Origin of the sequence: Pseudomonas sp. NBRC 111123, from assembly GCF_001320205.1 — a bacterium.
In the GTDB taxonomy this organism is placed as follows: Bacteria; Pseudomonadota; Gammaproteobacteria; order Pseudomonadales; family Pseudomonadaceae; genus Aquipseudomonas; species Aquipseudomonas putida_J.
The window spans coordinates 1-21,841 of the sequence record NZ_BCAZ01000013.1 but is presented as its reverse complement, the minus strand read 5'-3'; the positions used below and the strand labels follow the sequence as shown (position 1 = coordinate 21,841).

General features: G+C 62.5%; 17 protein-coding genes. 10 read left to right on the top strand and 7 right to left on the bottom strand.

Features of this window, described 5'->3' with window-relative positions; translation table 11 throughout:
* Positions 1–39 precede the first annotated feature (39 nt).
* Positions 40–894, top strand: coding sequence for a D-hexose-6-phosphate mutarotase (locus APH27_RS09145; RefSeq protein ID WP_060484628.1), 855 nt, complete (start codon positions 40–42; stop codon positions 892–894).
* On the opposite strand, the gene hexR is transcribed toward APH27_RS09145, so the two are convergent.
* Positions 887–1,750, bottom strand: a complete 864-nt coding sequence (gene hexR, locus APH27_RS09140) for a DNA-binding transcriptional regulator HexR (protein WP_177326722.1) — start codon at positions 1,748–1,750, stop codon at positions 887–889. The two genes, APH27_RS09145 and hexR, sit on opposite strands and share 8 nt — an antisense overlap.
* Positions 1,751–1,961: 211 nt before the next feature.
* Here hexR and zwf point away from each other — a divergent pair, with 211 nt between their 5' ends.
* The 3 genes from zwf to APH27_RS09125 are packed head-to-tail and all read left to right on the top strand — an operon-like array spanning position 1,962 to position 4,829.
* Positions 1,962–3,431: a glucose-6-phosphate dehydrogenase gene (gene zwf / locus APH27_RS09135; protein WP_027920156.1), complete on the top strand. Its 1,470-nt coding sequence runs from the start codon at positions 1,962–1,964 to the stop codon at positions 3,429–3,431.
* Positions 3,418–4,131, top strand: a complete 714-nt coding sequence (gene pgl, locus APH27_RS09130) for a 6-phosphogluconolactonase (protein WP_060484627.1) — start codon at positions 3,418–3,420, stop codon at positions 4,129–4,131. Before zwf ends, pgl begins: the two co-directional genes overlap by 14 nt.
* A gap of 17 nt (positions 4,132–4,148) precedes the next feature.
* Positions 4,149–4,829 carry a bifunctional 4-hydroxy-2-oxoglutarate aldolase/2-dehydro-3-deoxy-phosphogluconate aldolase gene (locus APH27_RS09125; protein WP_060484626.1) on the top strand — a complete coding sequence of 227 codons (681 nt, stop codon included), beginning with the start codon at positions 4,149–4,151 and terminating at the stop codon, positions 4,827–4,829.
* 237 nt (positions 4,830–5,066) lie between these two features.
* On the opposite strand, the gene leuA is transcribed toward APH27_RS09125, so the two are convergent.
* The 4 genes from leuA to APH27_RS09105 form a co-directional block, all read right to left on the bottom strand.
* Positions 5,067–6,740 carry a 2-isopropylmalate synthase gene (gene leuA, locus APH27_RS09120; RefSeq protein ID WP_060484625.1) on the bottom strand — a complete coding sequence of 558 codons (1,674 nt, stop codon included), beginning with the start codon at positions 6,738–6,740 and terminating at the stop codon, positions 5,067–5,069.
* 414 nt (positions 6,741–7,154) lie between these two features.
* Positions 7,155–7,982, bottom strand: coding sequence for a M23 family metallopeptidase (locus tag APH27_RS09115; protein WP_060484624.1), 828 nt, complete (start codon positions 7,980–7,982; stop codon positions 7,155–7,157).
* A gap of 3 nt (positions 7,983–7,985) precedes the next feature.
* The gene (xseA, locus tag APH27_RS09110) at positions 7,986–9,365 is read right to left on the bottom strand and encodes an exodeoxyribonuclease VII large subunit (RefSeq protein ID WP_060484623.1); all 1,380 of its coding nucleotides are present in this window, start codon (positions 9,363–9,365) and stop codon (positions 7,986–7,988) included.
* Positions 9,366–9,499: 134 nt separating this feature from the next.
* Positions 9,500–10,378: a LysR family transcriptional regulator gene (locus APH27_RS09105; protein ID WP_060484622.1), complete on the bottom strand. Its 879-nt coding sequence runs from the start codon at positions 10,376–10,378 to the stop codon at positions 9,500–9,502.
* A gap of 97 nt (positions 10,379–10,475) precedes the next feature.
* Between APH27_RS09105 and APH27_RS09100 the strand changes: the two genes are divergently transcribed.
* The 4 genes from APH27_RS09100 (at position 10,476) to guaA (ending at position 15,045) form a co-directional block, all read left to right on the top strand.
* Positions 10,476–11,231, top strand: a complete 756-nt coding sequence (locus APH27_RS09100; protein ID WP_060484621.1) for a sulfite exporter TauE/SafE family protein — start codon at positions 10,476–10,478, stop codon at positions 11,229–11,231.
* Positions 11,232–11,276: 45 nt separating this feature from the next.
* Positions 11,277–11,834 carry a hypothetical protein gene (locus APH27_RS09095; protein ID WP_060484620.1) on the top strand — a complete coding sequence of 186 codons (558 nt, stop codon included), beginning with the start codon at positions 11,277–11,279 and terminating at the stop codon, positions 11,832–11,834.
* An 86-nt stretch (positions 11,835–11,920) separates the two neighbouring features.
* Positions 11,921–13,390, top strand: a complete 1,470-nt coding sequence (guaB, locus tag APH27_RS09090) for an IMP dehydrogenase (RefSeq protein ID WP_027920147.1) — start codon at positions 11,921–11,923, stop codon at positions 13,388–13,390.
* Positions 13,391–13,467: 77 nt separating this feature from the next.
* Positions 13,468–15,045 carry a glutamine-hydrolyzing GMP synthase gene (gene guaA, locus APH27_RS09085; protein ID WP_027920146.1) on the top strand — a complete coding sequence of 526 codons (1,578 nt, stop codon included), beginning with the start codon at positions 13,468–13,470 and terminating at the stop codon, positions 15,043–15,045.
* 59 nt (positions 15,046–15,104) lie between these two features.
* On the opposite strand, the gene APH27_RS09080 is transcribed toward guaA, so the two are convergent.
* Complete coding sequence (locus APH27_RS09080; RefSeq protein WP_060484619.1) at positions 15,105–18,089, bottom strand: membrane-targeted effector domain-containing toxin; 2,985 nt, start codon at positions 18,087–18,089, stop codon at positions 15,105–15,107.
* A 197-nt stretch (positions 18,090–18,286) separates the two neighbouring features.
* On the opposite strand from APH27_RS09080, the gene APH27_RS09075 reads away from it, so the two are divergent.
* Together APH27_RS09075 and tadA are read left to right on the top strand one after the other, a co-directional pair.
* Positions 18,287–19,669: a multicopper oxidase family protein gene (locus APH27_RS09075; RefSeq protein WP_027920141.1), complete on the top strand. Its 1,383-nt coding sequence runs from the start codon at positions 18,287–18,289 to the stop codon at positions 19,667–19,669.
* A complete protein-coding gene (tadA, locus tag APH27_RS09070) occupies positions 19,669–20,148 on the top strand; it encodes a tRNA adenosine(34) deaminase TadA (protein WP_060484618.1) in 480 nt (159 codons plus the stop codon). Before APH27_RS09075 ends, tadA begins: the two co-directional genes overlap by 1 nt.
* Before the next feature lie 111 nt (positions 20,149–20,259).
* Here the strand turns inward: tadA and mltF are convergent, their stop codons facing one another.
* On the bottom strand, positions 20,260–21,717 hold the full coding sequence (gene mltF, locus APH27_RS09065; RefSeq protein ID WP_027920139.1) for a membrane-bound lytic murein transglycosylase MltF: 1,458 nt from the start codon (positions 21,715–21,717) through the stop codon (positions 20,260–20,262).
* Positions 21,718–21,841 lie beyond the last annotated feature (124 nt).

Here is a 21,841-nt window from a genome sequence, read left to right as displayed (position 1 = left end):
CCGAGATAGCGCTATCTCAAACAACAAGAGCTTGGAACCATGCCCGAACATCCGCTACATCGCTTCTTTTCCTCGCAGCGGCCCCGGCCGACATTCGAGTGGGAGCGTTACCAGCAGCGCGATGTGCTGATCATCGATCATCCCCGTTGCCAGGCGGTGTTCAGCCGCCAGGGTGCACAACTGCTGCACTTCCAGCCGGCCGGTGAGCGGCCGTGGCTGTGGTGCGCCGAGCAATGGCCGCAAGTGGGCGCCATTCGTGGTGGTGTGCCGGTTTGCTGGCCCTGGTATGGGCGCCACCCTAGCGAAGACCTGTGGCCGGCCCATGGCTGGGCACGCTTGCTGGACTGGAAGCTGGTGGATAGCCGTGAAGACGAGGAGGGCGTAAGCCTGAAGTGGCGGCTGGACCTGTGCGACTGGCAGGTAGACCTGCACGCCAGGCTTGGCAACCGCATGGAACTGAGCCTGAGCACCGAGCATCAGGACAGCGAGCCGTGCCAGCTGAGCCATGCGCTGCTGGCCTATTGGCGTATCAGTGACGTGTCCGAGATAGCGCTGTCTGGGCTCGAGGATATCGAAGGCTACGACCGCCTGAGCCGCCAGGCCTGTCGTGAGGAGGGCGCACTCAAGCTCAAGGGGGGGTGCCAGAAAGTCTACCCAGGCACGCCACGCGTGCAGTTGCAGGACCCGGCCTGGGAGCGGGAACTGTGCATCGACACCGGCGACAGCGATGACACCGTGGTCTGGCACCCGGGCAATCGGCCGCTGATGGGCGTCAGCGGCCGTGAGTGCCAGGGCTTCGTCTGTGTCGAGGCGGCCAGCGGCAGTGGCGAGGGCCTGAGCCTGGCGCCGGGGCAGCGTGCGCACCTGCGGTTGCAGGCACACCGGCTCAGTTGAGTTCGTCGTCCTCGATCGGGTAGCGGCTGGCGTTGAGGCTTTCCTTGATCTTGCGCAGGTGCGGCTGGAAGTCCACGCCGCGGCGCAGGGTCATGCCGGTGGCCAGCACGTCGAGCACGGTCAGCTGGATGATTCGCGAGGTCATTGGCATGTAGATGTCGGTGTCCTCCGGCAGCGGGATGTGCAGGCTCAGGCTGCAAGCCTGGGCCAACGGCGAACCGGCGGCGGTCAGGCCGAGTACCGAAGCGCCGTTTTCCCGGGCCAGGCGCGCCACTTCGACCAGTTCGCGGGTGCGCCCGGTGTAAGAGATGATCACGAACAGGTCGCCAGTGTGTGCCACCGAGGCCAGCATGCGTTGCATCAGCACGTCGGCATGGGCCGATACCGCGAGGTTGAAGCGGAAGAACTTGTGCTGGGCATCGAGGGCTACCGGGGCCGAGGCGCCGAGGCCGAAGAAGTGGATCTGCCGGGCCTGGATCATCATGTCCACGGCGCGGCTGACCTGTTGCGGGTCCAGTTGCTGGCAGGCGCTGTCGAGCGAGGCGATGGCGCTGCCAAAGATCTTCTGGGTGTAGGCTGCCGGGTCGTCGTCGGCTTCCACCGCACGGCTCACGTAAGCCGCGCCGCTGGCCAGGCTCTGCGCCAGCTGCAGCTTGAGCTCTGGGTAACCGCTGACGCCGAACGAGCGGCAGAAGCGGTTGACGGTCGGTTCGCTGACCTTGGCTGCCTGGGCCAGCGCGGCGATGCTGAAGCGTGTGGCTTGTTGCGGGTTGAGCAGGATGACTTCGGCGACTTTGCGTTCGGCCTTGTTCAGCTCGTCGAGGCGGCCCTGGATCTGTTCCAGGAGGTTTCGCACGCGGTCCATGGGTGTGTCCTTGGGTCGGGAAGACAGCCGGCTGTGGGAGCAGCAGGCTTTTTGCACGGTCGTCTATCGTACTGTCGGTGCGATTGGCGTACCACTTGTCTGTAACGCTTGTGTGTAATGTTATGGTTTTTACTACATTATCCCTTGAAAACCGTGTGTGAAAGCGGTATTCCTAGTCCAACTTTAGGAAAGAACCAACATCATGGCTGCGATCAGTGTTGAACCTTGCACTTTTGCCCTGTTTGGCGCCTTGGGCGACCTGGCATTGCGCAAGCTGTTTCCTGCGCTCTACCAGCTCGACCGTGCCAACCTCCTGCACGCGGACACCCGCCTGCTGGCGTTGGCCCGCGAGGCCGGCAGCGCCGAGGATCACCTGAACACCATCGAAGCGCACTTGCGCCGGCATGTGGCCGAGGCCGATATCGAGCCTGCCGCGCTGGGGCGTTTTCTTGGCCGCCTGCGCTACCAGCACCTGGACTTCCTGCAGCCCGAGGGCTATGTGGCGTTGGCCGGGCAGCTGACGGGTGAGCAGCCGCTGATCGCCTACTTTGCCACGGCGGCGGCCGTTTACGGTGCCATCTGCGAAAACCTCGACAAGGCTGGCCTGGCGGCGCGCACCCGGGTGGTGCTGGAAAAACCCATCGGCCATGACCTGGAGTCGTCGCGGCGGGTCAACGATGCCGTGGCGCGCTTCTTCCCGGAAAGCCGGGTTTATCGCATCGACCACTACCTGGGCAAGGAAACGGTGCAAAACCTGATCGCCCTGCGTTTTGCCAACAGCCTGTTCGAAACCCAGTGGAACCAGAATTCCATCTCCCACGTGGAAATCACCGTGGCAGAGAAGGTCGGCATCGAGGGCCGCTGGGGCTACTTCGACAAGGCCGGCCAGCTGCGCGACATGATTCAGAACCACCTGCTGCAACTGCTTTGCCTGATCGCCATGGACCCGCCCAGCGAGCTGTCGGCCGACAGCATCCGTGACGAGAAGGTAAAGGTGCTCAAGGCGCTGGCGCCGATCACCGGTGAGGCTTTGAGCACCAGCGTGGTGCGTGGTCAGTACATCGCCGGTTACAGCGACGGCAAGCCAGTGCCTGGCTACCTGGAAGAAGACAATTCCAACGCCCAGAGCGACACCGAAACCTTCGTTGCCCTGCGCGCCGACATTCGCAACTGGCGCTGGTCGGGCGTGCCGTTCTACCTGCGTACCGGTAAACGCATGCCGCAGAAACTGTCGCAGATCGTCATCCACTTCAAGGAAACGCCGCACTACATCTTCGCCCCGGAGCAGCGTTTGCAGGTCGGTAACAAGCTGATCATCCGCCTGCAACCGGACGAAGGCATATCCTTGCGGGTGATGACCAAAGAGCAAGGCCTGGACAAGGGCATGCAACTGCGCAGTGGCCCGTTGCAGCTGAATTTTTCCGACACTTGGCGCAGTACGCGGATTCCGGATGCCTACGAGCGCTTGCTGCTGGAAGTGATGCGCGGCAACCAGAACCTGTTCGTGCGCAAGGACGAGATCGAGTACGCCTGGAAGTGGTGTGACCAGTTGATCGCCGGCTGGCGTAACGCGGGCGATGCGCCCAAGCCTTACGCAGCGGGCTCCTGGGGGCCGATGAGCTCGATTGCATTGATCACCCGTGATGGGAGGGCGTGGTATGGCGATATCTGAACTGAAGCTGCCAGCGACCGTGCAGGTGCACGATCTGGCAGATGCCCGGGCACTGGCCGCAACCTTGGCCCACGACGTGGCCGAGCGCCTGCGCGCAGCCATTGCCAGCAAGGGCCAGGCCTGCGTTGTGCTGTCCGGCGGCCGCAGCCCGGTGCCGTTTCTCGAACAGCTGGCCAGCGAGCAGCTGGACTGGGCCAAGGTCACCGTCAGCCTGGCCGACGAGCGCTGGGTGCCAGTGGAACACGCCGACAGCAACGCCGGCTTGCTGGCTCGGCATTTGCTCAAGGGCGCTGCGGCCAAGGCGCGTTTCGTCGGGCTCTATCAGCAGGCCGAAAACCTCGACGCGGCAGCAGCCAGCGCGGATCAGGCCTTGGCAGAGCTACCCGCCATCGACGTACTGGTGCTGGGCATGGGCGACGATGGCCATACCGCCTCGCTGTTCCCCAATAGCCCCAACCTCGCTGAAGGCCTGGACCCTGACAGCAAGCGTCGTTGCCTGCCGATGCTGGCTCCGAGCGTGCCGCACCAGCGCCTGTCGCTGACCCGCTCTGTCCTGGCCAGCGCGGCGTTCATCGCGCTGTCCGTGCAAGGCCCGGGCAAACTCGCTACCCTGCGCGCCGCGCTGGCGGGCAACGACCTTTCCGAAATGCCGATTCGCGCCTTTCTTCACGACCCCCTGGACATCTACTGGTGCCCATGAGCCAAGGATCCACTGTCATGACCACCCTTGAACGCCCACAGCCAAAGCTTTCGATGGCGGATAAAGCCGCCCGGATCGATGCCATCTGCGAAAAGGCGCGCATCCTGCCGGTAATCACCATCGCCCGTGAGCAAGATATTCTGCCGCTGGCCGATGCCCTGGCTGCTGGCGGAATCCGCACCCTGGAAGTGACCCTGCGCTCGCAGCATGGCCTGAAGGCCATCCAGGTACTGCGTGAGCAGCGCCCGGAGCTGTGCGTCGGTGCCGGTACCGTGCTCGATCGCAGCATGTTCGCTTCGGTCGAGGCTGCTGGCGCGCAGTTCGTCGTCACGCCGGGCATCACCCAGGACATCCTGGAAGCGGGCGTGGACAGCGAGATCCCGCTGCTGCCGGGCATCAGCACGCCGTCCGAAATCATGATGGGCTACGCCTTGGGCTACCGCCGCTTCAAGCTGTTCCCGGCGGAAATCAGCGGCGGCGTGGCAGCGATCAAGGCTTTTGCCGGCCCGTTCGGCGATATCCGCTTCTGCCCCACTGGCGGCGTCAACCCGGCCAACGTGCGTAACTACATGGCCCTGGCTAATGTGATGTGCGTGGGCGGTACCTGGATGCTCGACAGCAGCTGGATCAAGAACGGCGACTGGGCGCGGATCGAGGCGTGCAGTGCCGAGGCGATAGCGCTGCTGGACGCCAACTGAATCTGTTGTGTGCTGTACGGCTTATGGGGCGCTTGGTCGGCGCCCTTTTTTTTGCCTTGGATTTGTATATTGCCTGTGCCGGCCCTTTCGCGGGTAAACCCGCTCCCACAGGTACTGCACAGTATTCAAAAGCTGTGTGGTCCCTGTGGGAGCGGGTTCACCCGCGAAAGGGCCGGCACAGAAAAACAAAAAAGCCCGCATCCAAGGATGCGGGCTTTTCATTCATCGCGGTGATGCTTAAGCCGCTTTGGCTTCCTGCTGGCTCAGCGAGCGGTTCAGCGCGCTGAACAGTGCCTTGAAGCTGGCCGTGGTGATGTTCTCGTCGATACCCACGCCGTGCACTGGGCGACCGCCTGCCACGCGCAACTCGATGTAGGCTGCCGCCTTGGCATTGGTGCCGGCACCGATGGCGTGCTCGTTGTAGTCCATGATCTCGACCGATACCGGCAGGCCGGCTACCAGGGCTTCCAGGGCGCCGTTGCCCTTGCCGCGCCAGTGCAGGGTGGTTTCGCCTTCACCGGCGACTTCCACTTCCACGGCGCTGTGGCCGTTTTCTTCCTGCAGGCGGTGGCTGACCAGCGCATACGGGGCGTTGGCCTGGAGGTATTCCTTGTGCAGCAGGCTGTAGATCTGCTGGGCAGTCATTTCCAGGCCCAGTCGGTCGGTTTCACCCTGTACCACCTGGCTGAATTCGATTTGCATGCGGCGTGGCAGGCTGATGCCGTATTCCTGCTCGAGCAGGTAGGTGATGCCGCCTTTGCCCGACTGGCTGTTGACGCGGATTACCGCCTCGTAGCTGCGGCCGATGTCGGCCGGGTCGATCGGCAGGTACGGCACTTCCCACCGCTCGCCTTCCTGCTGCTTGGCGAAGCCTTTGCGGATGGCGTCCTGGTGCGAGCCGGAGAAGGCGGTGTGGACCAGGTCGCCGACGTACGGGTGACGTGGGTGCACCGGCAACTGGTTGCACTCTTCGACCACCTTGCGCACGCCGTCGATGTCGGAGAAGTCCAGCAGCGGGTCGATGCCTTGGGTGTAGAGGTTCAAGGCAAGGGTCACCAGGTCGACGTTGCCAGTGCGCTCGCCGTTGCCGAACAGGCAGCCTTCGGCGCGGTCGGCGCCAGCCATCAGGCCCAGTTCGGTGGCCGCGATGCCGGTGCCACGGTCGTTGTGGCAGTGCAGGCTGATGATCACGCTGTCGCGACGGCTGACGTTGCGGCAGAACCACTCGATCTGGTCGGCGTAGATGTTCGGCGTGGACACTTCCACGGTGGCAGGCAGGTTGAGGATGACCTTGTGCTCGGGGGTCGGGTTCCACACCTCGATGACCGCGTCACAGACTTCCTTGGCGAACTCCATCTCGGTGGCGCTGAACGTTTCTGGCGAGTACTGGAAGGTCCACTGGGTTTCCGGCTGCTGGGCGGCATATTTGACGAACAGCTTGGCCGCGTTCACCGCGATGTCCTTCACGCCTTGCTTGTCCTGATTGAAGACGATGCGGCGGAACGATGGGCTGGTGGCGTTGTACAGGTGAACGATGGCCTTCTTCGCGCCGCGCAGCGACTCGAAGGTGCGGGCGATGAGGTCTTCACGGGCCTGGGTGAGCACCTGGATGGTGGTGTCATCCGGGATGTGGCCGTCTTCGATCAGGGTGCGCACGAAGTCGAAGTCGGTCTGCGAGGCCGATGGGAACGAGGCTTCGATTTCCTTCACGCCAACCTGCACCAAGGTCTTCCAGAAACGCAGCTTCTTCTCCGAATCCATCGGCTCGATCAGCGACTGGTTGCCATCACGCAGGTCGGAGCTGCACCAGATCGGCGCGGCGGTGATGGTCTTCGACGGCCAGGTACGGTCAGGCAGGTCGATGGTCGGGAAGGCGCGGTATTTCTTCGATGGGTCTTTGAGCATGGTCATGGAAGCAATCCTTTTGTGTGCGGCCGAAATCGGGCCTGCCGGGCAATAACGAGATGAAGAGGCGAGGCGACGCGAATCAGCCTGGTAGTCGGGCGCTGACCAGGCAGAGGCTGCAATGTTGTCGGAGCAGGATGAGGGTGCTGAAGGTTTTCATGCCCTCAACCCTAACCAGTGAGGTGGGGGATGGCAAGTGTTCGGAAAAAATTGAGAGGAATGCTTAAAAAAAGCTGAGTGGCGAGATTTTATCGCTGAAAATTAATTCAGATCTTTGAATTGTTGCGCGGTATATTTCGATGGCGCAACAGAGTGGAAGTGATGTCGACTGTGCTGGCCTCTTCGCGGGTAAACCCGCTCCCACAGGGTTTCGCGATCCCTGTAGGAGCGGGTTTACCCGCGAAGCAGGCGCTGCCGATCTCAGGGTTGGAACGCGCCAATGAAGATCGCCGGATCCACCCGAGCATCATTCAGGCTGACATTCCAGTGCATGTGCGGCCCGGTCGCCCGCCCGGTCGACCCCACGCGCCCGACCACATCGCCTCGGCGCAGCTGTTGGCCAACCTGCACATCGATCTTCGACATGTGGCAGAACATGCTGATAAAGCCCTGGCCATGGTCGACGAACACCGTGCGGCCGTTGAAGAAGTAATCACCCACCAGGATCACCTTGCCGTTGGCCGGAGTCTTGATCGGGGTGCCGGCCGGCACGGCGAAGTCCAGCCCTGCGTGCGGGTTGCGCTCCTCGCCATTGAAAAAGCGACGCACGCCGAACTTGCTCGACAGCGGCCCGTTGACGGGTTTGTCGAGGATCAGGTTGCTTGGCAATACCGGGCTGAAGCTGCGATACGCCTGGATCTGCTCGGCCAGCTCGCGGTCGATGCGCTTGAGGTCGTCCGGGTTCGGGTTGACCTGGCGGGTGTTCTTCAAGGTGATGTGCTGTTCAGGGTACTGCTTGCTGCCGACACTGAAGGGCAGGCTGCGGCCGCCCTGGGTCAGCATGGCGGTGCCAGGCTTCTGGGTCAGCGGGATGCCGACGATGGCCAGCCAGCTGTCCTGTTCCTTGACCACCAGCACCGGCTTGCCATCGAAGCGCGCGCTCGGCGCCGTTGCCGCCGGGCCAAGGTCGACCACCGCCACACCACCCGGCACAGGTTTGTTCAGGGTGCGGGTGATGTAGCTGGCCTGGGCGCCTGCGGCCAGCAGCATCAGAGAGAGGGCGAACAGGGGCGCAAACAGGCGGGGCATGTGTCAGTCCAGTAAAGAGAGGGTGACCGGGGTCAGGTGATTGTCTTCGACGCGTACCTGCAGCTCGCCCTGGTTCAGGCGGGCAGTCAGGCGCTGGCCATTGCGGGTCTGCTCGGCGCTGCGGATGGCCTGGCCATGTTCGTCGAGGAGGATGCTATAGCCACGCGCCAGGGTCGCCAGCGGGCTGACCACTTGCAGTGTCTGCAGTTGTGCCTGGAAGCGCTGGCGGCGGTCCTTGAGCACTTCGCGCATGGCCCGTGGCAGGCGCTCGGAGAGGCTGTTCAGGCGTTGCTCCAGCAGTTTCAGCGTGCGCCCCGGGTGCTGAGCCGCCAGGCGTGTATCCAGGCGCGCCAGGCGTTCGCGGCGCTGATTGAGGTTGAGCATGAACGCGCGGCGCAGGCGCATGTCCAGGTCGTCCAGGCGTTGCGCCTGCTGGCGCAGCCGCTCGCCGGGGTGGCGCAGGCGTCGGGTCAGTGACTCCAGGCGCAAGCGGTCGTGGGTCAGGCGGTTCTGCATGCGCAGCAGCAGGCGCCGTTGCAGGCCGTCCAGGCGCTGCTGCAGGCCGCTGTTGTCGGGGGCCAGCAGTTCGGCCGCCGCCGAGGGTGTAGGGGCGCGCACGTCGGCGACGAAGTCGCTGATCGATACATCGGTCTCGTGGCCCACGGCGCTGACGATCGGCGTCACACAGGCGGCCACGGCACGCGCAACGGCTTCTTCGTTGAAGCACCAGAGGTCTTCCAGCGAGCCACCACCGCGGGCCAGGATCAGCGCGTCGAAGCCCAGCCGGTCGGCCTGCTGCAAGGCGCGCACGATCTGGTTGATCGCTTCGCGGCCCTGCACGGCAGTGGGAATCAGATTTAGTTCAACCTGTGGGGCACGGCGGCCGAACACGCTGATGATGTCGCGAATCACTGCGCCGGTGGGGGAGGTGATGATGCCGATGCGTTGCGGATGGGCCGGCAGTGGCTTCTTGCGTTCGGCGCTGAACAGCCCTTCGGCGCCAAGCTTTTCCTTCAGTGCCTCGAAGGCCAGGCGCAGGGCGCCATCACCGGCAGGCTCGACCGTGTCGAGGATCAGCTGATAGTCGCCACGCCCCTCGAACAGCGAGACCTTGCCGCGCACGCGCACCGCCAGGCCGTCACGCAGGGCCTGGCGGACCCGGGTGGCGTTTTGGCGGAACAGCGCGCAGCGCACCTGGGCGCCGCTGTCCTTTAGGGTGAAGTACATGTGGCCGGAGGCCGGGCGGGCGAGGTTGGATATCTCGCCTTCCACCCAGACGCTGCGGAACACGTCTTCCAGCAGCACGCGGGCGCGGCCGTTGAGCTGGCTGACGGTGAGGACCTCGCGGTCCAGGCCGAGTCGTTCGAAGGGGTCTCTGATCATGGCGGGCATCATAAAGGACATCGGCCCCGGTTGTCTGTCCCGGCTCTGTAGCCAGGCTTGTCGCTCCCACAATGACCGCGTGAAGGCTCAGCCCAGCGCAGTAACCGTGGGCTGGGTTGCCGTTGGCGGGGCCATCAACCCTGCATCGCCGCCACGAACTGGTGCACCCGCTGCCCCGCATCGCGCCGGCAGGCCAGTGCTACGGTGCTTTCGCATGTCCCCTCCAGTGCCACGAAGCGGATCGACGCCGGGGCAATTTCCCTCATGCACGCCGGCAACAGCGCCACCCCGAATCCGGCCTGGATCAACTGCAACTGCGTGGTCTTGCGCGACAGCACCTGCGCCGCCCGAGGGAAAAAGCCCGCCGCCATGCACAACGAGGCCGACAGGTAACTCAGCCCGCCACGGTCCCGGTGTGGAATCGAAGTAAAGCGCTCTTCACGCAACTGCTCAAGCTTCACCTGAGCAGCGTCAGCCAGTGGATGTCCAGCGGCAACCGCCAGCAACAATGGCTCGCTGAACAATTGATGCAGCACCACGCTTTCATGCTGGCGCAACACCGGCAGGCGCAACAGGCCGATATCCAGCCGCCCGGCGGCGATATTCTCCAGCTGCGCCTCTGACGATTGCTGGGCAATCTCCAGCGCAATCCCTGGGTTACCCCGCAGGTAATCGCCCAACCGGGCCAGCAACGGTCCGGTCAGCGGTACCGTGCTGGAGTGGTTCAGGCGCAGGCTGCCTTGCAGCCCTTCGCCAATGTCGCGAGTCACCTGCTCAGCCTGCGCCAGGTCGGCCAGCAAGCGCCGTGCACGTTCCAGGAAAGCCTGGCCGGCCAGCGTCAGGCGCGGCAGGCGCGCGGTGCGCTCGAACAGGGGTGTGCCCAGTTGCAGTTCCAGCTCCTTGATCTGTCGGCTCAGCGCCGACTGGGCGATGTACAGCCGCTCGGCGGCACCGCTGAAGCTGCCGCATTCGGCGATTTCCACGAAGTAACGCAACTGGCGGATCGACGTCATGTCATGCCTTTTCGAGATGGGTATGGCGCTAAAGGTATATTAGTCGGCATGGCTTACGGCTGGCTAACCTTTGCCTGTCTTCCCAGGAACGGTTGCCATGCTCGCCCAGCTGTCTTTTTCCGGCCTTGACTGGCTGCCCATTTTGTTTGGTGTCGGCGCTGCCTACGTCGTCTTCGGCATCGCCGGCTTCGGCACCGCGCTGGTGGCTGGCCCCGTATTGATCCACTTCATGCCCTTGTCACGCATCATCCCCTTGCTGGTGCTGCTGGACTTCGTCGCCGCCTTCGGCAACCTGCTGCCGTCACGTCGCGACGTAGTGCGCGGCGAGCTGCTGCGCCTGTTGCCGTGCATGGCCGTGGGCTGCACCCTGGGCGTGGTGTTCCTGCTGCACCTGAAGTCCGACCTGCTGTTGCTGCTGATGGGCCTGTTCGTCACCGCCTATGCAATCTATGGATTGGCAGTGAAAGTGCGGCCGGCCAGATTGGCAGGCCTCTGGGCGGTGCCGATGGGGACGATTGGCGGGCTGTTTGGCGCTTTGTTCGGCAGTGGCGGTTTCCTTTATGCGATCTACCTCAACGCACGCCTCGATGTGAAGGAGCAGGTGCGTGCGACCCAGAGCGCGTTGATCAGCTGCAGCACTCTCGTGCGTCTGTCGCTGTTCCTGATTGCCGGCGTCTACGCCGACACCAGCCTGTTGCTGCTCGCCGCCTGCCTATTGCCGGTGATGTTCATCGGCCTCTGGGCCGGGCGCCGGCTGACCCTGAAACTGTCCCGCGAAGCCTTCGTGCGCCTGGTCACCTGGCTGGTGCTGGCCAGCGGCCTGGCGCTGATCGGTCGCTACCTGAGCGGCTGAGCGGTAGAATTGCAGGATTACCGCAGTCCGCAGGCCGCTTCTTTCATGAACACCCAGAGCATCATCGTCCCCAAGCTATCCACCGTCCCCTCGCATGAAGCCCGTTCCCGGGCCATCCTGCGCTGGCTGGTGCGCGAGAAGATCGTCGAAGAACAACTGACCACCTGCGGGCGCACCGGCAACCGCATGGGCCATGCCCTGGCCGAGGGCGCGCGCAAGGTCGCCCTGCACCCGGATAAACTGCCGTTCGGCGAACAGGCCAATGGCCTGGAAGTGATGCTCAAGCGCTGCATCTATACCCCGACCGAGGGCTTCCTCGAGGAGGCCGGCTGCCCGGAGTGCCGGCGCGAGGTGGGCGAGCCGCTGTTCGAGAGCCTGGAAGAGTGGATGCCGGCGGTGAGCGACAACTTCACCTGTCCGCTGTGCGGCCATGAAGACGACATCAATGGCTTCATTTACCTGCAGCCATGTGCCTTTTCCAACCTGGGGTTCATCTTCAACAACTGGGGCGAGGCCGGGTTTACCCAGGCCTTTCTCGACAGCTTCGCCGACTGGCTCGACCAGCCAGTGGCGGTGGTGCAGGTAAAACTGCCACAAGGCTGACCGAAGGCCCTTATTTTGCATTGAGCGGCGCGCCGTGGATGAGTATAATGGCGCGCTTCCATTTTTCCCGCCCGGGAGCCCCCGCGATGCTGCGTATCAGCCAAGAAGCCCTGACCTTCGACGATATCCTCCTTGTACCTGGCTACTCCGAGGTACTGCCCAATGAAGTCAGTCTCAAGACCCGTTTGACTCGTGGCATCGAGCTGAACATTCCGCTGGTTTCCGCTGCCATGGATACCGTGACCGAAGCGCGCCTGGCCATCGCCATGGCCCAGGAAGGCGGCATCGGCATCATCCACAAGAACATGACCATCGAACAGCAGGCCGGCGAAGTACGCAAGGTCAAGAAGTTCGAGGCTGGCGTGGTCAAGGACCCGATCACCATCGAGGCTGACGCCACCGTGCGTGACCTGTTCGACCTGACCCGCCTGAACAACATCTCCGGCGTTCCGGTACTGGCGAACGGCGACCTGGTCGGCATCGTCACTTCCCGTGACGTACGCTTCGAAACCCGTCTGGACGCCAAGGTCCGCGACGTGATGACGCCGAAAGAGCGCCTGGTCACTGTCCGTGAAGGCGCCGACAAGAACGAAGTCCGCGAGCTGCTGCACAAGCACCGCCTGGAAAAAGTCCTGATCGTCGACGACAAGTTCAACCTCAAGGGCATGATGACCGTCAAGGACATCGAAAAGGCCAAGGCCTACCCGCTGGCCAGCAAGGACGACCAGGGCCGCCTGCGCGTCGGCGCTGCGGTCGGCACTGGCAAGGACACCGGCGAGCGCGTTGCCGCCCTGGTTGCCGCCGGCGTTGACGTGGTTGTGGTCGACACCGCTCACGGTCACTCCAAAGGTGTTATCGACCGCGTTCGCTGGGTGAAAGAAACCTACCCGCACGTGCAGGTGATCGGCGGCAACATCGCCACCGGCGCCGCGGCCAAGGCCCTGGCTGAAGCCGGCGCCGACGCCGTCAAGGTCGGTATCGGCCCAGGCTCGATCTGCACCACCCGTATCGTTGCCGGTGTCGGCGTGCCGCAGATCAGCGCCATCGCCAACGTCGCCGCTGCACTGGAAGGCACTGGCGTGCCACTGATCGCCGACGGCGGCATCCGTTTCTCGGGTGACCTGTCCAAGGCCATCGTTGCCGGCGCCTCTTGCGTGATGATGGGTTCGATGTTCGCCGGTACCGAAGAAGCACCGGGTGAAGTCGAGCTGTTCCAGGGGCGTTCCTACAAGGCCTACCGTGGCATGGGCTCGCTGGGTGCCATGGCACAGGCGCAGGGCTCGTCCGACCGGTACTTCCAGGACTCCTCGGCCGGCGCCGAGAAGCTGGTACCGGAAGGCATCGAAGGTCGCGTTCCTTACAAGGGCGCCCTGGCTGCGATCATCCACCAGCTGATGGGCGGCTTGCGTTCGTCCATGGGCTACACCGGCAGCGCAACCATCGAAGAGATGCGCACCAAGCCGGAATTCGTGCGTATCACCGGTGCCGGCATGGCCGAGTCCCACGTGCATGACGTGCAGATCACCAAAGAAGCCCCTAACTACCGCGTAGGCTGAGGCTTCAAGCAATAACCGAACGGGGCTGTCACGAACAGCCCCGCGTCGTTTCCGATTTCCACTGACGAGATTGAGTCATGGCCCTCGACATTCACGCTCACCGTATCCTGATCCTCGATTTCGGTTCCCAGTACACCCAGCTGATCGCCCGCCGCGTGCGTGAAATCGGCGTGTACTGCGAACTGCACCCGTTCGACATGGACGACGAAGCGATCCGCGAATTCAACCCGCGCGGCATCATCCTCGCTGGCGGCCCCGAGTCGGTCCACGAAGCCAACAGCCCACGCGCCCCGCAGGCGGTGTTCGACCTGAACGTGCCGGTGCTGGGCATCTGCTACGGCATGCAGACCATGGCCGAGCAGATGGGCGGCAAGGTTGAAGGTTCCGACCTGCGCGAGTTCGGTTATGCCCGCGTTGACGTGGTTGGCAAGAGCCGCCTGCTCGACGGCATCGAAGACCACGTGGACGATGACGGCGTGCTGGGCCTGGACGTGTGGATGAGCCACGGCGACAAGGTCACCCAGATGCCGGGCAACTTCCACGTGCTGGCCAGCACACCAAGCTGCCCGATCGCCGGCATGTTCGACGACTCGCGCGGCTACTACGGCGTGCAGTTCCACCCGGAAGTGACCCACACCAAGCAAGGTGGTCGCATCCTGTCCCGCTTCGTCCAGGACATCTGCGGCTGTGAAGCCCTGTGGACCCCATCCAACATCGTCGAAGACGCCATCGCCCAGGTGCGTGAGCAAGTCGGTTCGGCCAACGTCCTGCTTGGCCTGTCCGGCGGCGTTGACAGCTCCGTGGTTGCCGCACTGCTGCACCGCGCCATCGGCGACCAGCTGACCTGCGTATTCGTCGACAACGGCCTGCTGCGCCTGCACGAAGGCGACCAGGTAATGGCCATGTTCAAGGAGAACATGGGCGTCAAGGTGATCCGCGCCGACGCTGAAAAGCAGTTCCTCGACAACCTGGAAGGCGAAGCCGACCCGGAGAAGAAGCGCAAGATCATCGGCCGCACCTTCATCGACGTGTTCGATGCCGAAGCCAGCAAGCTGGAGAACATCCAGTTCCTCGCCCAGGGCACCATCTACCCGGACGTGATCGAGTCGGCTGGCGCCAAGAGCGGCAAGGCCCACGTGATCAAGTCGCACCACAACGTCGGTGGCCTGCCAGAGGAAATGAACCTCAAGCTGGTCGAGCCGCTGCGTGAATTGTTCAAGGACGAAGTGCGCAAGATCGGCCTGGAGCTGGGCCTGCCGTACGACATGGTCTACCGCCACCCGTTCCCAGGCCCGGGCCTGGGCGTGCGTATCCTGGGTGAAGTGAAGAAGGAATACGCCGACATCCTGCGTCGCGCCGACCACATCTTCATCGAAGAGCTGCGCAAGGCCGACTGGTACCACAAGACCAGCCAGGCATTCGTGGTGTTCCAGCCGGTCAAGTCGGTTGGCGTCGTTGGCGACGGCCGTCGCTACGCCTGGGTCGTGGCCCTGCGTGCCGTCGAGACCGTGGACTTCATGACCGCGCGCTGGGCACACCTGCCGTACGAGCTGCTGGAAACCGTCAGCGGCCGCATCATCAACGAAATCGACGGCATCTCGCGCGTTACCTACGACGTGTCGAGCAAGCCGCCTGCCACCATCGAGTGGGAATAATCGGCACGGTCGATTAGAAAAAAAGGGTGAGACCGTGAGGTTTCACCCTTTTTTTATGCTTAATTGGCCGGCTTGTAATGCATGCCATTACGTTCAAGCACGTCCCTCATTCGCTTCAGCTCTGGTGTGCGGTACTGATGCGCCCAAGGCCAGCGGCTGTTATCGATATAGAAGAAATGGTTGTCCTGCAGAATGGGTGTAAACACCAGCTGGCCGGAACGGCTGCGGTGCACCAGGGTAGGTTTATTGCCCTTTGTGATGAACATGAAGTCGCCGGTTGCCGTCAGGCGTTGCTCAAGTTGATGTTCTGAAATAGCGGATTGCAATAGTTCGTCCAGGCTGCTGGTACGCGCTTCGGCGACTGTCAGTGGGGCGCGCAGCAACAGGTCACTCTTTATTCGGCTGGTCGAGGCGTCCTTGTGAATATAGGGAAACCCAGGGTCAGCACCAATGCCTCCAGGTTGACCGAAATCGACATCCACCACGCGCAGGCCAATGGCTTTTTGCATTTCACCCAGGCCGGGCACGCCTTCATAGGTATTGGCGTGGGTGTTGCCCACTAATGCTATCCATCTGCTTTTGCCACGTACCAGCTGGTCTGCGTCGATGATCAGGTGCGCGAAAAAATTCATCATCTGTTGGCGTACCGTTGCCGCAGGTGCTCTGGCCCACGCCTGCGCATAACTGGCCAGGCAATCGATGGCCTGAATGCGTATGCCATGCTGTTGAGCCTTGAGCATGACATTTTCAAAGGTATATTGGCCCGCGCGATCTGTGACATGCCCGAAATCTTGGGCCTTTATATAGCGTTTCAGCTCTGCTGACAGTGTGCCGGTTCGGTTGAATTCATCCAGATCGGCCTGTTGGAAATCGGTGGTGTAGTGCTCCATGTACAGCACTTTTACATTCTGCTTCTTCAGCTCGGCCATATTGTCGATCAGAAAGCGTTTACTGCCCAATGCGGAATGTGGCTCGCCAATGACCAGTCCCTCGCTGTTTTCATAAATGCTTCGAATGATCTGTTTAGGGCTGGCCTGGCTGGGAAGGTCCGGAATGCGGGGGCGTTCTGGCAAGGTGCTGGAGCGGATGAATGCCTCAGCGTCGGCGGCCAACCGGTCACGGATTGCTCCGTATTCTTCGTAGACTTGATTGGCTTCTTGATCAAAAGTGAAGTGGTCACCGGTAATGACCCTGTTTTCTGGGGAAATATCGTATTTGCTGAAGATTGCGCGTCGAGCGGTTGGCACTTCGTACGGTGTTAATTCAAGGGGCTGCACGGCGGGCCGGGTGGGCGTCAAGCCGAGTAGTTTCTGCACCAATTTCGGCGGTTTTCCGCCTTTGAGCCCGGTGCGTGCTATGGGTTTCCAGGTGCCCTCGGCCGTGCGTTGCAAAGGCACGTGGCGAGAGAACGAGAAGGGCGATTCAGGATCGACGACCACCCAACTCGCCGACTCCCCAACATATCGAACCTGGTAGGGCAGGTCGTCAATCAAAACATAGAACTGGCCTTGCTGGGTGTAGACCCCTTCGAGCGCGCCGCTGCCGGGCTCGCCGCTGAGGATTTCATTGGATTCGAAAGACGTTAGCAATTGATCTTGTGGTTTGGACCGGAAAGCCTCGGGCAAGCGCGCTTCCAGCTCGCTGCTGCTTAACGGCGTTTGGGGTTCGCTTTCGGTCGGTGCTTCGCCGGGCTCGACCTCTGCTGCTTCACTGGCAGAGCCTGTCTCGGCAAATTCCTCACCCACCGTGCCTTCGACACCGGCAAGCAGCGTTGCGTTGAACAGCGTATCGATGGCGGCGAACACAGCACCCAGCACGCCGGCCTTGCGCTGGGCGGTGGTGTGGCCAGTGACTGCCTGGTCGATGTTCAAGCCAGTGTCTGCCAGCCCTGCGCCTACCACGGCCAGTGCAACGGGCCAATCCACAGCGGCCATGGGGCCGAAGACTTGCCCGAATGCTTTCAGGTAACCAATCCACAGTTGTTTACGCAGATCACTGTTCGAACGCAGGGCGAAGTGCGCATCGTCTTGCATGCGTTGGCGTGTCGCGTCCCGCATGTGGGCAAAAGCATCGCCCTGTATCTTCTGATCAAGTTGGTTGAGGTACTGCCCATTGTCGCGGCCCCAGTGATAGAACATGAGGTCGATCTGGTGGTTGAGGCCTACATTGCTGCCGTGTTCCGCGTGGCATGACATCGCGAAGTGGCTCATGAAGCGTGCGCGATTCGCTCGCTCGTTGGTTTGATTGAGTACCCACCAATAGAGTTCGTCGCGGTTGGCAAATAACTGTAGGGCTTCTACTTCACCCGGCATGTAGACAAGCTCTGCGCCATCGGCCATCACGATGCGCAGGATATCGCTGGCGACATAGCCACCGATGTCCAAGGTGCGCAATGCGTAGCCTTCATGTAGAGGGCTGGAGCGGCGCAGCTGCTCGAGCGTTACTGGCCAGGTGATTTCCCCGCCCAGTGCGGCAGCCGCCCGCAAGCTGCTTTTTGCCAGCTCGCTGCCTGGATTGTCGGCGCAAACCTCCATCACCTTGGCCATGAAATTTGTTTTGGCCAGCACCCTGAAATCATCGGCGTGTTGGCTCCAGAACGCCTCCAGGCGCTGTTGGAATACGTTGCTGAAGTCGATGGCCCAGAAGTCTTCAAGTACCTTCCGAGGTGCGATTGGGATCTCGTTGGAGGCATCAAACACTTCAATGTTGGGGCCGTCCTTGTAAAAACCCGTGTAATCACTCAGCAAGTCGGCGCTGTCCTGATCATTCACGTCGAAACGTTGCATGACCAGTTGCGGCAAGGTCAGCGACTGGGTCGGGCGCTCGTAGTGTGCCCAGCCGCTGTACGTCGCGGCGCTCACGGCTCGGGTGAAACGGTTGAAATAGACGTGGTCGGGGTCGAGCGTGCCCTGGTCATATTTGTTCAGGATGGCCTGTGCCGTTTCTCTCGCCATCTGACGCATGTCAGGGCATGCGCCGACCAACGGTTCGGCGAGAGCTCTCAATTGCTGTTGATCGGCGTGCTGCTGTTCAGGCGTAGTCATGAGCCTCTCCTGCGGTCGATGAGGGAGCACGCAGGATGGGCAGTTCGGCACGATGCTGGTGTTAGATATCGCTGTGCAGGGCGCGCAGGCAGCGCACTCTTTACTTAATATTTCTCAATTGCAGGTGTATCGTATTCGCCCTTCACCGCCAGCCGTGCTGGCAGCTTGATTGCGCAGAACACGAGGTACCCGCACCGATGTCTTTCACCCGTCGACAAATGCTCAAGGGCCTCACCGGCCTGGTTGTGGTTGGCCTGGGCGCCGGTGGCGCGGCGCGTTACTGGCTGGGCAAGGTAGAAGACGACAATGCCGGGCATGACTACGAGCTGATTGCCGCGCCCCTGGACGTCGAGTTGGTGCCGGGCTTCAAGACCGAGGCCTGGGCCTTTGGCCCCTCGGCGCCGGGCACCGAGCTGCGTGTGCGCCAGGGTACCTGGCTGCGGGTGCGCTTCATCAACCACCTGCCGGTGGAAACCACCATCCACTGGCATGGCATTCGCCTGCCGCTGGAAATGGACGGCGTGCCTTACGTCTCGCAGTTGCCGGTAAAGCCAGGCGAGTACTTCGACTACAAGTTTCGCGTGCCGGATGCAGGCAGCTACTGGTATCACCCCCATGTCAGCAGCTCCGAGGAGCTTGGGCGTGGGCTGGTCGGCCCGCTGATCGTCGAGGAGCGCGAACCGACCGGGTTCAAGCACGAGCGCACCCTGAGCCTGAAGAACTGGCACGTGGACGAGCAGGGCGCGTGGCTGCCGTTCAGCATCCCCCGCGAGGCTGCGCGTAACGGCACCGCCGGGCGGCTGATCACAATCAATGGCCAGGCCGACTCGGTAACCGAACTGCCGGCCGGTCAGGTGGTGCGCGTGCGCCTGCTGAACCTGGACAACACCTGGACGTACCGTCTCAACCTCAAAGGCAACTGCGAGGCGAAAATCTATGCCCTCGACGGCAACCCCGTGACCCCAAGGCCACTCGATGATGAATACTGGCTTGGTCCTGGCATGCGCATCTGTCTGGCCATTCGCATTCCTGAGGTGGGTGAAGAAATTTCCCTGCGCGACGGTTTTGTGCGCCTGGGCACGCTGCGCTCGGTGGCCAGCGGCGAAGCGCCAGGCGAGTGGCCCAAGGCCTTGCCGGCGAACCCCATCGCCGAGCCGGACCTGGAGAATGCCGAAAAGCTCAACTTCAATTTCGAATGGGCGGCGAGCGTCTCGGTCACCAGCGACCCGGACAAACCGTCGAGCATGTGGCAGATCAACGGCCAGGCGTGGGACATTACCGACAAGACCTGCGCCGACAGGCCGATCGCCACGCTGAAGAAGGGCAACAGCTACATCTTCGAGCTGAAGAACATGACCCAGTACCAGCACCCGATTCACCTGCATGGCATGAGCTTCAAGGTGATCGGCTCCAATCGCCGCCAGATCGCCGAGCCTTACTTTACCGACACCTACCTGTTAGGCAAGAACGAGCGAGCCCAGGTGGCGCTGGTCGCGGATAACCCCGGTACGTGGATGTTTCACTGCCACGTCATCGACCACATGGAAACCGGCCTGATGGCCGCGATCGCGGTGGTTTGATGCGTCCGCAGATCATCGACCGCAGTCGCGATCAGGAATTCATGCGCCTGGCCCTGGCCCTGGCCGCCGAGGGTGCAGCCATGGGCGAGGTGCCGGTGGGGGCGGTGCTGGTGCAGCATGGCCAGGTGATCGGCCAGGGGTTCAACCGGCCGATCGTCGACAGCGACCCCAGCGCCCATGCCGAAATGGTGGCCATTCGCGCGGCGGCCCAGGCCGCCAGCAACTACCGGCTGCCGGGTAGCACCCTGTACGTGACCCTGGAGCCGTGCAGCATGTGCGCAGGGCTGATCGTGCATTCTCGGGTGGCGAGGGTGGTGTTCGGGGCCTTGGAGCCCAAGGCGGGGATCGTGCAGAGCCAGGGGCAGTTCTTCGGCCAGGGCTTTCTCAACCATCGGGTGATGGTGGAGGGCGGGGTGCTGGCGGAGGAGTGTGGGCAGATCCTGAGTGACTTCTTCAAGGCTCGGCGAGCCAGGAATTAACCTGTAGCGGCCCTTTCGCGGGTGAACCTGCTCCCACAGAGATAGCACGGCTCTCAAAACCTGTGCAGTCCCTGTAGGAGCGGGTTTACCCGCGAAAAGGCCGCTACAGCCTCACATCGGCGGCGACTGATCCGCCGGCTTGTCCTTGTTCACCCCGGGCACATGCAGGTTGCCCTCGGCCACCTGGCCCTCGAGCTGCGGTTGGGTCACCCAGGTGAGGATGTCGTAGTAGCGACGGATGTTGGCCACGAAGTGCACCGGTTCGCCACCACGGGCATAGCCGTATTTGGTCTGCCGGTACCACTGTTTCTGGGCCAGCCGGGGCAGCATCTTCTTCACGTCCAGCCACTTGTTCGGGTTGAGCTTTTCTCGCTTGGCCAAGGTGCGGGCGTCTTCCAGGTGGCCGGTGCCGACGTTGTAGGCGGCCAGGGCGAACCAGGTGCGGTCAGGCTCCTGGATGCTGTCGTCGAGCTCCTCCTTGATCTTCATGAAGTACTTGGCACCACCCTGGATACTCTGCTTCGGGTCCAGGCGGTTGGACACGCCCATGGCCTGGGCGGTGCGCTGGGTCAGCATCATCAGGCCGCGCACGCCAGTCTTGGAGGTGACTTCCGGCTGCCACATCGACTCCTGGTAGCCGATGGCTGCAAGCAGGCGCCAGTCGACCTGTTCGACCTTGGCGTAGCTCTTGAAGTGCTTCTCGTACTTGGGCAGGCGCTGTTGCAGGTGCTGAGCGAAGGTGTAGGCCCCCACATAACCCAATACGTCGACATGGCCGTAATAACGGTCTTTCAGGCGCTGCAAGGTACCGTTTTTCTGCGCCTTGTCGAGAAATTCGTTGATCTCGTTGAGCAGGCTGTTGTCATCCCCCGCAGCCACTGCCCAGCGCTGGTCGCGGGTGTCGCCCAGGTCGAAGGCGACCCGCACGTTGGGGAAGTAGACCTGGTTCATCGCCAGTTCATTGGAGTCGACCAGAGTCAGGTCGATCTGACCTTCATCGACCATGCGCAGCAGGTCGACCACCTCGACGGCGTCGGACTCTTCGTACTGCAGACCTGGGTACTGTTTCTTCAGCTCGGCCAGTTGGTCGGCGTGGCTGCTGCCCTTGAGTACCATGATCTTCTTGCCGACCAGGCCCTTGGCATCGGTGGGGCGGGGGCGGCCGTTGCGGTAGATGACCTGCGGGGTCACTTCCAGGTAAGGGTGCGAGTACCTGACCTGGGCTTTGCGCCGGTCGCTACTGACCAGGCCGGCAGCTGCCAGCACCGGGCCGGAAGGTTTGCCGAGCGAGTCGTACAGTTCGTCGAGGTTGTCGGCGGTCTCGATCTGCAGCTTCACGCCGAGATCGTCGGCGAAATGCTGGACCAGTTCGTACTCGAAGCCGGTTTCGCCGTTGCGGTCCTGGAAGTAGGTGGCCGGGCTGTTGCGGGTGATGACGCGCAGCACGCCGTCCTCCTTCACGCGCTCGAGGGTGCTGGGTTTTTCAACGCAGGCACCGAGCAGCAGAAAGAGTCCGGTTGCGATTAGCCATCTGGCGCAACGTTGGCGCAAAGCAGTGTGGGCGAACATAGGTTGCAGTATACGCAAAGGACCGGCCCAGCCATATCTCGACAACAGATAGCTTGTCTGGTAGCGGGTTGTGTGGTGGGGCATGCCTATAGAGAGTCGGTACCCGTTAGATCGAGCGCCGCCC

What these genes read in the sequence shown, in the direction of transcription:
- APH27_RS09075 (WP_027920141.1), top strand. Translation starts at nt 18,287, where the DNA reads ATGTCTTTCACCCGTCGACAAATGCTCAAGGGCCTCACCGGCCTGGTT.
- APH27_RS09115 (WP_060484624.1), bottom strand. Translation starts at nt 7,982, where the DNA reads ATGCCCCGCCTGTTTGCGCCCCTGTTCGCCCTCTCTCTGATGCTGCTG.
- APH27_RS09105 (WP_060484622.1), bottom strand. Translation starts at nt 10,378, where the DNA reads ATGACGTCGATCCGCCAGTTGCGTTACTTCGTGGAAATCGCCGAATGC.
- xseA (WP_060484623.1), bottom strand. Translation starts at nt 9,365, where the DNA reads ATGATCAGAGACCCCTTCGAACGACTCGGCCTGGACCGCGAGGTCCTC.
- APH27_RS09125 (WP_060484626.1), top strand. Translation starts at nt 4,149, where the DNA reads ATGACCACCCTTGAACGCCCACAGCCAAAGCTTTCGATGGCGGATAAA.
- tadA (WP_060484618.1), top strand. Translation starts at nt 19,669, where the DNA reads ATGCGTCCGCAGATCATCGACCGCAGTCGCGATCAGGAATTCATGCGC.
- pgl (WP_060484627.1), top strand. Translation starts at nt 3,418, where the DNA reads ATGGCGATATCTGAACTGAAGCTGCCAGCGACCGTGCAGGTGCACGAT.
- APH27_RS09100 (WP_060484621.1), top strand. Translation starts at nt 10,476, where the DNA reads ATGCTCGCCCAGCTGTCTTTTTCCGGCCTTGACTGGCTGCCCATTTTG.
- guaA (WP_027920146.1), top strand. Translation starts at nt 13,468, where the DNA reads ATGGCCCTCGACATTCACGCTCACCGTATCCTGATCCTCGATTTCGGT.
- APH27_RS09080 (WP_060484619.1), bottom strand. Translation starts at nt 18,089, where the DNA reads ATGACTACGCCTGAACAGCAGCACGCCGATCAACAGCAATTGAGAGCT.
- mltF (WP_027920139.1), bottom strand. Translation starts at nt 21,717, where the DNA reads ATGTTCGCCCACACTGCTTTGCGCCAACGTTGCGCCAGATGGCTAATC.
- zwf (WP_027920156.1), top strand. Translation starts at nt 1,962, where the DNA reads ATGGCTGCGATCAGTGTTGAACCTTGCACTTTTGCCCTGTTTGGCGCC.
- APH27_RS09095 (WP_060484620.1), top strand. Translation starts at nt 11,277, where the DNA reads ATGAACACCCAGAGCATCATCGTCCCCAAGCTATCCACCGTCCCCTCG.
- APH27_RS09145 (WP_060484628.1), top strand. Translation starts at nt 40, where the DNA reads ATGCCCGAACATCCGCTACATCGCTTCTTTTCCTCGCAGCGGCCCCGG.
- guaB (WP_027920147.1), top strand. Translation starts at nt 11,921, where the DNA reads ATGCTGCGTATCAGCCAAGAAGCCCTGACCTTCGACGATATCCTCCTT.
- leuA (WP_060484625.1), bottom strand. Translation starts at nt 6,740, where the DNA reads ATGACCATGCTCAAAGACCCATCGAAGAAATACCGCGCCTTCCCGACC.